Source organism: Planotetraspora silvatica (genome assembly GCF_016863315.1).
GTDB lineage: Bacteria > Actinomycetota > Actinomycetes > Streptosporangiales > Streptosporangiaceae > Planotetraspora > Planotetraspora silvatica.
Window position 1 is genome coordinate 67,897 of record NZ_BOOQ01000034.1, and the last position, 10,012, is coordinate 77,908.

Consider the following 10,012-nt stretch of genomic DNA (forward strand, 5'->3'; position numbering starts at 1 on the left):
CGGCGGCGGGAATCCCGCCGCCGCGTGAGCGTGCGCGAGGAGACGCGGGTCAGGACAGCGCGTGTTCGGCGCGGGCGAGGGCCGAGACCAGGGTCCTGATCGTCGCGGGTTCGTCCAGCACGCCCCCCTCGGCGGCGCGCCGGTCCTCCCACGCGCGGACCCGCTCCGCGTAGGCCTCGTAGCACCTGTAGTGGAAGGCGTAGACGGTCGCGAACCGGCTGATGAGATGGGACGGGTGCATGTCCCAGCCCTGGTAGTAGCCGTGCGCCAGCGAGTGGCGAACCTGGGCGGAATGGCGCTGGAGAAGCGCGCCGACGTCCTCGGCCGAGTCGGAGGCCGGAGCCGCCGCCAGCGAACCGTCCGAGAGCTCCACGCCGGTGCCGGCCAGCGCCGTCTGCATGACGTGCCGGGCATGGTCGCAGGCGGGGTGGTCGAGCCGCTGCTCGTGCGGCGGCAGGCCGATCGAGGCGGTGTAGTCGAACACCCCGAAGTGCGCGGCGGCCAGCCGTCCGCCCAGCGAGGGGACCAGATCGGCGGTCCGCTGGAGGAACAGCACGGTCTGCGGCGCCTCCACCTGCATCTCGAACCTGAGCGTGCCGCGGCCGAGGCGCAGGGCCTCCTCCAGCGCCTCCAGGCACCGGGCGAACTGCCCGAGATAGGCCTCGACGAGGACCTTGGGGAAGGTCACGACGAACCCGGCGGGCAGCTCTCCCGTCCGCTTCAGGACTTCGGTCAGGAAGCCGTCCAGCGTGCGGATCGACCGGCGCGGGTCTCCGTCGGCGAAGGACTTGACCCGCAGTCCCCAGCGCCGGGGCAGCGTGCCCTCCTCGTGCATCGCCGCGACCGCCGCGGCGGCGCTCTCGACGTGGAGGTCCTCCTCGTCCCACGGCCGGAGGCCGTAGCCGTCCTCGAAGTCGATCCGCAGGTCCTCGATCGGCTCCGCGGCGAGCTTCTTCCTCAGCCGGTCGTGGACGGGCGTCGCGAGGTCGAGGTCGAGACCGAACAGCGAAGCCAGCTCGGTGGGCGCGAAGACGTGCCGGTGCAGCAGTTCCATCGCGGCGTGCCGCCAGTCGGCCACGATCCCCGGCGTCACCCGGTCGGCGGGCACGTAGACCGTGTGCACCGGCTGCCAGGCGATCTCCTGTGCCGGATAGCGCTCCAGTTGCTCGCGATGAGCCTCGGCGAATCCCTCGAGCGACTCGTCCGGCTCGGCCAGCGTCGTGTCCATGGCCCGATCCTCGCAGAGACGGCCGCCATCGGGGAAAGGCGGCGAGGCGGGCCGGTCACCGGCAGGGGCTCGCGAGGCCGTCCTGAAATCCCGGCTCAGGGCGTGGCGTCCTGCGCGGGATGGGTGACCCGGCCGCAGGCGGCGAGCATGGCGGGGCGGCCGACCAGCTTGACGCGTTCGCCCCGCTTGAGCGCCGTGGCCAGCTCGGCCTCGGCGGTCTCGATCGCGAGCCAGTCCTGGTAGGTCAGGGGAGTCACGCCGCGGGCGCTCAGGAGATCGTCCAGGCGGATGCGGGCCGTCCCGGGCGTCGTGTCGGCGAGCAGCGTACGGACGGTCTCCGCGGCGTCGGACTTGTTGGTCCCGATGACCCCGGTGGGCCCCCGCTTGAGCCAGCCCGCCACGTACTGCCGGTCCGACACCTTGCCCGCCACGTTGGGCACGGTCATCGAGGTGCTGTCGAAGGGCACCCCGGCCAGCGCGACGCTCTGGTAGCCGACCGACCGCATCACCATGTCGGCCGGGATGGTCTCGAACTCGTTCGTCCCCACGACCCGGCCGTCCTGCAGGCGCGTGCGCTCCAGCCGGATGCCCTCGACGCGGGAGACGCCGAGGATCTCGACCGGGCGCAGCCAGAAGCGCACCTCCAGCCGCCTCGGCCGGTTCGCGGGCACGCGCTCGGACCACGACCGGAGGACGTCCACGTTCCCCCGGGTCTGGCGCGACAGCGTGGTGAGGTCCCCGACCTCCACCTCGTGGGGGAAGGTGAGGACGTCGGCGTTGATCAGCTCGCCGAGCTCGCGCAGCTCCTTGAGGGTGAACTTGGCGTGTTCCGGTCCGCGCCGGCCGACCATGTGGATCCGCCGGACCCGCGAGGCCTCCAGGCGTCGCAGGACCTCGTCGGGGACGTCGGTGTCGCGCAGCTCCTCGGCCCCCTTGGCGAGCACGCGGACCACGTCGACCGCGACGTTCCCGACCCCGATGACCACCACGTCCTCGGCGTCGAGGGAGAAGGTGTCCGGTGGCACGTCGGGATGCCCGCAGTACCAATTGACGAAGTCGGTCGCGGCGACGCTTCCCGGGAGGTCCTCGCCGGGCACGCCGAGGCGCCTGTCCACCATGGCGCCCGTGCAGTAGACGACGGCGTCGTAGCAGGACAGCAGGTCGTCCGCCGACACGTCGGAGCCGAATTCGACGCCGCCCAGGAAACGGACGCCCGGCGCCTCCAGCACGCGGCGGAGGTAACCCGCGATCGACTTGATCGACGTGTGATCGGGGGCCACGCCGTACCGGACGAGCCCGTAGGGCGTCGGCAGACGCTCGAGCACGTCGATCTCGACAGGCCCCTGGGCCTGCTTGGTCAGCGCTTCCGCCGTGTAGATCCCGGCCGGACCCGATCCGACGACCGCCACACGCAACGCCATCCTGGCCTCCACTGTGCAGACGTCCTCACCGTGATTCTCAATCATCGGCACCCCTCCGGGCCAGAACCTGGGCGCGCGACCTGTCCGGCGCCGTGTCCGCTCGGGTCCCCGTGTCCGGGGGCCCATGTCCTGAGACCCGTGTCCCGGGTTCCCGGGCCGGCTCGCGCGGGCGCGGTCGTCACCGGCCTGCGGTGCCGTCCAGGCGCGTCACCGGCTGCGGCCTCCCCGTGCCGGCGTCTCCAGATCCGCTCGCCCATCGGCTCTCCTCCATGCTGTTGCCCGGAAAGGACGCACGCGGTGAGTATCACGTTCGACCGCGGTCGGGGCAATAAGATGAAATTTCCGGGCAAATGATGTGCCATTTCAATAAAGGACGTCATTCATTTACCTAGGGGAAATGACCGCCCGCCCTCGGCGGCGACCGGAAAAGACGGTTCCGGTCGCGACTTTTCCGTTCCGGCGGGCCCTTTCCTGTGCGGTGCCGTGCTCCGCCGTACGGAACACGGTGCGAACGGAGGGCGCGGACGTGCGGTTCGTCCTCGGGCCCGGCCCGGCGCGCACCGTCCGGGCCGGGCGCGGCGCAGACCACGAGAACTCCTGCCGCAGCCCAAAAGACGGCAACTCCGGGACGAGGCGGCCGAATGATGAAACCCTCCCAGACATGACGGGACTCCGCGGGGGGCGGGATGCGATCGGGGCGCACGCGAGCCTTGATCGTGACGACGCCCGGACGCCGAACGCACGGCGATACGAGGCATTAGGCCGGGTCATGGCCGTACTGGCGGGCGAGGCCGAGATGCTCGAGGCCTGCCGTGACCTCGCCTGGTGGCGGGGGAGCGACCACTCCTGGCACATCGAGTGGCGTGACGGGCCGAACGCCTCCGAGGTGGCGGCGCTGCTGGTGGAACGCGTCCAGGAGCCGGGGTTCGCCGGCTCGCTGGCCGGCCCGGCCGGTCTCGTCACGGCCTCCATGGCCACGCTCGACGTGATGGGCGTCAGCTTCGTGCTGCGGGCCGTCGACCCCATCGGGATGACCCGCCTGCGGGCGCGCCCGGGACTGTGGCGGATGTCGGCGACGCTCGACGGCGCGGTGACCGCGGGCCGGCGCGTCGCCCAGAGGCAGCACTGGGAAGAGCTTCTCGGCGGCTGAGAGGCCGGGCCGGGGGCTCTCCGGCAGGGCCCCGCGTACCGGCGACCGGACGCGATCACGAGGCCCGGCGGCACCGGCTCGGACGACGTGCGCCGCGACGCGTCCCGTGGGAGGTTTTTCCAGGGGCGCCGAGCGGCCGGGACTGGATACCCTTGGTGCACGTCGTACTCACGTCGTCTCTCAGACGCCGGTCTCCGCGAGCTTTCCGCAGGACGCGGCTCGAGAGCTCTCACGAGCAAGGAGTAGCCGTGCTGCTGCGTATGTCGACCCTGTTCCTGCGCACCCTGCGTGAGGATCCGGCGGACGCGGAAGTGCCGAGCCACAAGCTGCTCGTCCGCGCCGGATACGTCCGCAGGGTCGCCCCCGGAATCTACTCCTGGCTGCCCCTCGGCAAGATCGTCCTGGAGAACGTAGCCCGGGTCGTCCGCGAGGAGATGAACCGGATCGGCGCCCAGGAGGTGCTCTTCCCCGCGCTGCTGCCCCGCGACTACTACGAGGCGACCGGTCGCTGGACGGAGTACGGCGACACGCTGTTCCGCCTGAAGGACCGCAAGGGCGCCGACTACCTCCTCGGGCCGACCCATGAGGAGATGTTCACCGACATGGTCAAGGGGGAGTACTCCTCCTATAAGGACTATCCGGTGACCCTCTACCAGATCCAGACGAAGTACCGCGACGAGGCCCGCCCCCGGGCCGGCATCCTGCGCGGGCGCGAGTTCGTCATGAAGGACTCCTACTCCTTCGACCTCGACGACGACGGGCTCAAGCGCTCCTACGAGATGCACCGCGAGGCCTACATCCGGATCTTCGACCGGCTCGGCATCGACTACCGCGTCGTCTTCGCCATGTCGGGCGCCATGGGAGGGTCGGCCTCGGAGGAGTTCCTCGCCACGGCACCCACGGGCGAGGACACGTTCGTGGCCTGCCGCAACTGCGACTACGCGGCCAACGCCGAGGCCGTGGTCACCACCCCGCCGCCCGTCGTCCGGACCGAGCAGCCCGCCGTCCGGGTGCTCGACACGCCGAACACGCCCACCATCGAGACCCTCGTCGACCACGTCAACGAGCACTTCGGCCTCGGGATCACCGCGGCGGACACCTTGAAGAACATCGTGGTCAAGGTCCGCACACCGGGATCGGACAAGCTCGAGACGCTGATCATCGGCGTTCCCGGCGACCGCGAGATCGACTTCAAGCGGCTGGAGGCCTTCCTCGCGCCCGGCGTGCCGGAGATCTTCGAGGCGGAGGACTTCGCCCGTCACCCCGGTCTGGTGCGCGGCTACATCGGCCCGCAGGTCCTCAAGTCGCTCGGGATCCGCTATCTGGTCGACCCCCGCGTGGTCGAGGGCTCGGCGTGGGTCACCGGCGCCAACCAGCCCGGCAAGCACGCCGCCCACGTGGTCGCGGGGCGCGACTTCGAGGCCGACGGCACGATCGAGGCGGCCGAGGTCAGGGCCGGGGACGCCTGCCCGCGCTGCGGCCACCCCCTGTCGATCGACCGCGGCATCGAGATCGGCCACATCTTCCAGCTCGGCCGCAAGTACGCCGACGCGGCGGGACTCGACGCGCTCGGGCCCGACGGCAAGCCGATCCGGATCACCATGGGCTCGTACGGCGTGGGCGTCTCGCGTGCGGTGGCCGTGATCACCGAGCAGAGGCACGATGAGCTCGGCCTCGTGTGGCCCCGTGAGATCGCCCCCGCCGACGTGCACATCGTCGGGACCGGCAAGGAGAACCAGATCGAGGTGGCCGCCCAGCTCGCGGAGACGCTGGAGTCGCGCGGTCTGCGGGTCCTCGTCGACGACCGCGCCGGGGTGTCGCCGGGCGTGAAGTTCAAGGACTCCGAGCTGCTCGGGCTGCCCACCGTCCTGATCGTCGGGCGCGGGCTCGCCCAGGGCGTCGTGGAGCTGCGCGACCGTGCGGCGGGGACCAAGGAGGAGATCCCGCTCGCGGAGGCCGTGGACCGCGTCCTGGCGGCCGCTCAGGCCTGATCGCGCCCCTGATCGCGCCGCCTCACTGGGCGGCGGACGGCTCCGAGGCGAACGACGTGGGATCGATTGTCTCGGTGGTCGCGTCCGTGGTCTCGTCTGTGGGCTCCTCCGTCGTTTCGTCCGTCGTTACGTCTGTGGTCTCGCTCGCGTCGTTCGACTGCGCGGGCGAGGCCGTCTGCCCCGGCATCCCGGGGAACGCCGCGATCGCGGGCTGCCAGCCGTACGCACGGGTGGCGCATTCCTGTGCGGCCAGCGCGGCCACGCGGCGCACCGAGGCGTCCGGGTCGGCGGCCAGTTCGAGATAGGCGGTGGTGAGCCGCTGCTCCACCAGCACGGCGAGGCGGGCCGCGTCGGACGAGGACGAGACCTCGAACGGCAGTTGGTAGGTCGGGCCCGGCTCGGCGGGGGAACCGCCGCCCTGGGTGATCAGCGAGCGCAGCTGGTCGCGGCGCGCCCGGTGGGCGTCGAATCCCGCCGTCGCCCGGGTGCGGAGCCTTCCCGACGTCCTGGCGCCGATCACCCCGTACGCGTAGACCGCCGCGTGCTCGGCGGACAGGGCCTTGGCGAGCGCGTCAGCCACGGAGCCTCCCCAGCGCCATCACGTGCACGGCCTCACAGGCGCCCACGCTGGCCAGCAGTTGGGCGAGCGCGGGAGACGCGGTCGCCATCTGGGCGGGCCTCCCGGCCGCCGCCTTGCGTTCCGCGTCACGCAGTTTCTTGACCGATACCGCGGATGTCGGGGCCGGCGACGGGGTCCCCGCCGGGGACGGGCTCGACGCGGCGTCCGGCGGGAGCAGCTTGCGGAAGGCCGCCAGATGGGCGGCGTGACGCTCCTGGAACGGCTCGAGCGCGGTGGCCGTCGCATCCCCGGAAAGCGTCCCCCGCTGGTAGAGCGCGATCATCTGCTCCTTCGCCGCGATGAGCGATCCCAGCAGCGCGACCTGGGGATCCACCGGTTTCCGCTCGGGCGGCCCGGAGGAGAGGGATGAGCAGCCGGAGACGATCAACCCGGACACCGTCGTGCCCAGCAGGGCGCGCCTCGTGAGGTGTCCCCCGCTTGTGTGCTCCACGACACAGCATCGTACGGCGCGCCGCCCAGTGGTCACCGCTTCGTTCGGATGTCGTGCCAGTGTCGGGCGGCCGCCGGGTGTGGCGCTCTTTCCGTCCCATAGTGTCGATAGGCTGTTGGCACATCGGGCGAGTCAAACGAACAAATGGGAGGTCGGTATGGGCAACGGTGCTCGACGCGACCGCCTTGCGGAACTGCTCGGCCCGGTGATCGCCGCCGACGGTTTCGATCTCGAGGACGTGACGGTCACTCCGGCGGGCAAGCGCAGGCTGGTGCGTGTGGTGGTCGACCGCGACGGCGGCGTGAGCCTCGACGACGTGGCCGACGTCAGCCTGTCGATCTCCAAGGAGCTCGACGCGACGGACGCCCTGGGCACAGGGCCCTATGTCCTGGAGGTCACCTCCCCTGGAGTCGACCGCCCGCTCACGGAGCCGCGCCACTGGAGGCGCGCGACCGGCCGTCTGGTCAAGGCGGACCTGAAGGACGGCACGTCGGCCGAAGGCCGCGTGACCGGCGCGGACGATTCCGGCGTCGAGCTGGACGGGACGCGCCGCCTCGGGTTCGAGGAACTGGTCAGAGGCCGCGTGCAGGTCGAGTTCAGCCGCTCAGGCGCCGATCTCGACGACGGCGCGGACGACGATCTGGACGACCTCGGCGACGACGACATCGACGACGAGGGCTAGGGGGAACCTTGTGGACATTGACATGAGCGTCCTGCGCAGCCTGGAGCGGGAGAAGGACATCTCCTTCGACCTGGTCGTCAAGGCGATCGAGGACGCGTTGCTGATCGCTTACTTCCGCACGGAGGGCGCGGCGCAGAAGGCGCGTGCCGAGCTCGACCGAGTCTCGGGACACGTGACGATCTGGGCGGCCGAGCTCGACGAAGGCGGCGAGGTCGCCAGGGAGTTCGACGACACTCCGGGCAACTTCAGCCGGATCGCGGCCACGACGGCCAAGCAGGTCATCCTCCAGCAGTTGCGCGACGCGGAAGACGAGATCAACTTCGGCGAGTTCGCCAGCCGCGAGGGTGAGCTGGTCGCCGGCATCATCCAGCAGGGCAAGGATCCGCGCGTCGTGCTGGTCGACCTCGGCAAGATCGAGGCCATCCTCCCGCACAACGAGCAGGTCCCCGGTGAGGAGTACACCCACGGCGAGCGCATCCGCTGCTACGTCGTGCAGGTGAAGAAGGGGCCGAAGGGTCCCTCGGTGACCCTGTCGCGAACCCACCCGAACCTGGTGAAGAAGCTCTTCGCCCTGGAGGTCCCGGAGATCGCCGACGGCACGGTGGAGATAGCGGCCATCGCGCGCGAGGCAGGCCACCGCACGAAGATCGCAGTGAGGTCCAGGAAGGCCGGTGTGAACGCCAAGGGCGCCTGCATCGGTCCGATGGGTTCCCGCGTGCGGAACGTGATGACCGAGCTGCACGGCGAGAAGATCGACATCATCGACTGGTCGGACGATCCGGCCGACTTCGTCGGGAATGCGCTCTCGCCGGCACGTGTTTCGCGGGTCGAGGTCATCGATCTGGACGGCCGGGTGGCACGGGTGACCGTGCCCGACTACCAGCTGTCGCTGGCCATCGGCAAAGAGGGCCAGAACGCCCGCCTCGCCGCGCGTCTGACCGGATGGCGCATCGACATCCGGTCGGATGCTCAGGAGGTACCGGCTGATCCCGCCGATGCCTCGGCAAGGTAAGCTGGAAAGCGGTGACCAGGCTGCCCCACTGAGAACGTGTGTGGGGTGCCGGGTTCGCACGGTAAAGTCCGAGTTGCTCCGCCTGGTAGTGGTCGATGGCGTCATCGTCCCCGACCTACGAGGACGGCTTCCGGGACGTGGTGCTTCGTTGCATCCGTCTTCGGGTTGTCTGGAGCTCGCCGAACGCCGCCGGGCGTTCTCTCGCGCGTTTCGCGCGCAGGGAGCGCTCGATGTGGCGCGTCTGCGTGCTCACCTTGAGGGGCTTGACTAGGGGTAAGCCCCGGGTGAATGGTTACCGCTGGCCCCTGAATTCGGCCCGGGGCCGACGTACGAAGAACTGTCATGTAAGGACGCCGAGTTGAATGGGCGGAGTCAGATTGCTATGAGCGCCTGATGAGCACGCGGCGATGAGTATGTCCAGGTAGCGACGGTCCGGCGGCACTGCGAGCCTCCCGGGCCGAGTTAGGGAGTGCAGTGGCGAAGGTCCGTGTGTACGAGCTCGCCAAGGAGTTCGGGGTAGAGAGCAAGGTCGTGATGGCCAAGCTCACCGAGATGGGCGAGTTCGTGAGGTCGGCGTCTTCAACGATAGAGGCGCCGGTCGTCCGCAAGCTAACAGAGGCGTTCGGCAAGGGCGACGCCTCCCGGGGTGGCGGCAAGCCGTCCCCGCGTCCGGCGCAGCCGAGGCCCGCGCCGAGGCCGGCCGAGAGCCTGGCCGGTGGCGCCCCGTCGGCGCCCGTTTCCCCGTCGGCCGACGCGGTGGCGAAGCCGGGCCCCAAGCCGGGTCCGCGGCCTGCGCCGCGTCCGGTTCCCATGCCCCATCCGACGCAGCCGGCCCAGCCGGCTCCTCAGCCCGAGGTGACGCACCAGCCTGAAGTGGTGCGTCAGCCTGAAGTGGCGCGTCCCGAGGTCACCCGTCCTCCGGCCCAGGCCCAGCGTCCGGCGGCGTCCGGCGGCAGGCCCGCCGGTCCCGGAGCGCCGAAGCCCGGTCCGCGACCGGCCCCGGCTCCCCGGCCCGCGTCGAGCGCGCCGGCGGCCCCGGGTGCGCCCTCCGGAGGCGCTCCGCGTCCCGGTGGTCCCAAGCCGGGTCCCCGTGGCCCGCGTCCGGGCAACAACCCCTTCTCCTCGACCGCCAGCGGCATGGGTCAGCGTCCTGCGCGTCCCGGCAGCCGCGACGGCGCCGAGCGTCCCGAGCGGACCGACCGGCCCGATCGTGGCGACCGCGGAGATCGCGGCCCTCGCGAGCCGCGTCGTGACGGCGGCCGCGACGGAGCGATGCCGCGTCCGCCGGGTGCCCGTACGGGCGCTCCCGGCGCGGGCGGTCCTCGTCCCGGTCCCGGTGGCCCCCGTCCCGGTCCCGGCGCGGGCGGTCCTCGCCCGGGTCCCGGCGCCGGTGGTCCTCGCCCCGGTGGTCCGCGTCCCAACCCGATGATGATGCCGCAGGGCCGTCCCGCCGGTGGC

The 10,012-nt window shown here is 71.2% G+C and carries 10 protein-coding genes; 6 read left to right on the top strand and 4 right to left on the bottom strand.

Going from position 1 to position 10,012, the window contains the following annotated elements; genetic code table 11:
• Positions 1-49: 49 nt before the first annotated feature.
• A complete protein-coding gene (locus Psi02_RS25590; RefSeq protein ID WP_203978192.1) occupies positions 50-1,228 on the bottom strand; it encodes a DUF6986 family protein in 1,179 nt (392 codons plus the stop codon).
• A 95-nt stretch (positions 1,229-1,323) separates the two neighbouring features.
• On the bottom strand, positions 1,324-2,694 hold the full coding sequence (locus tag Psi02_RS25595) for an FAD-dependent oxidoreductase (protein WP_239095147.1): 1,371 nt from the start codon (positions 2,692-2,694) through the stop codon (positions 1,324-1,326).
• Between the two features lie 616 nt (positions 2,695-3,310).
• Here Psi02_RS25595 and Psi02_RS25600 point away from each other — a divergent pair.
• Together Psi02_RS25600 and Psi02_RS25605 are read left to right on the top strand one after the other, a co-directional pair.
• Positions 3,311-3,799, top strand: a complete 489-nt coding sequence (locus Psi02_RS25600; protein ID WP_239095148.1) for a hypothetical protein — start codon at positions 3,311-3,313, stop codon at positions 3,797-3,799.
• Between the two features lie 248 nt (positions 3,800-4,047).
• Positions 4,048-5,790 carry a proline--tRNA ligase gene (locus tag Psi02_RS25605; protein ID WP_203978193.1) on the top strand — a complete coding sequence of 581 codons (1,743 nt, stop codon included), beginning with the start codon at positions 4,048-4,050 and terminating at the stop codon, positions 5,788-5,790.
• Between the two features lie 22 nt (positions 5,791-5,812).
• Here Psi02_RS25605 and Psi02_RS25610 read toward each other — a convergent pair whose 3' ends face one another.
• Both Psi02_RS25610 and Psi02_RS25615 read right to left on the bottom strand, forming a co-directional pair.
• Positions 5,813-6,370 (bottom strand): ferritin-like domain-containing protein, encoded by a 558-nt coding sequence (locus Psi02_RS25610; protein WP_203978194.1) that lies wholly within the window; start codon positions 6,368-6,370, stop codon positions 5,813-5,815.
• Positions 6,363-6,860 carry a hypothetical protein gene (locus tag Psi02_RS25615; RefSeq protein WP_203978195.1) on the bottom strand — a complete coding sequence of 166 codons (498 nt, stop codon included), beginning with the start codon at positions 6,858-6,860 and terminating at the stop codon, positions 6,363-6,365. Before Psi02_RS25615 ends, Psi02_RS25610 begins: the two co-directional genes overlap by 8 nt.
• 157 nt (positions 6,861-7,017) lie before the next feature.
• On the opposite strand from Psi02_RS25615, the gene rimP reads away from it, so the two are divergent.
• The 4 genes from rimP to Psi02_RS25635 form a co-directional block, all read left to right on the top strand.
• Positions 7,018-7,542, top strand: a complete 525-nt coding sequence (gene rimP / locus Psi02_RS25620; protein ID WP_203978196.1) for a ribosome maturation factor RimP — start codon at positions 7,018-7,020, stop codon at positions 7,540-7,542.
• A 22-nt stretch (positions 7,543-7,564) separates the two neighbouring features.
• Positions 7,565-8,554 carry a transcription termination factor NusA gene (gene nusA, locus Psi02_RS25625; protein ID WP_203957141.1) on the top strand — a complete coding sequence of 330 codons (990 nt, stop codon included), beginning with the start codon at positions 7,565-7,567 and terminating at the stop codon, positions 8,552-8,554.
• Positions 8,538-8,825 carry a YlxR family protein gene (locus Psi02_RS25630; RefSeq protein WP_203978197.1) on the top strand — a complete coding sequence of 96 codons (288 nt, stop codon included), beginning with the start codon at positions 8,538-8,540 and terminating at the stop codon, positions 8,823-8,825. The genes nusA and Psi02_RS25630 overlap by 17 nt, the downstream gene beginning before the upstream one ends.
• Before the next feature lie 203 nt (positions 8,826-9,028).
• Positions 9,029-10,012: translation initiation factor IF-2 N-terminal domain-containing protein (locus Psi02_RS25635; protein ID WP_203978198.1), on the top strand; the 984-nt coding region annotated here is incomplete at its 3' end.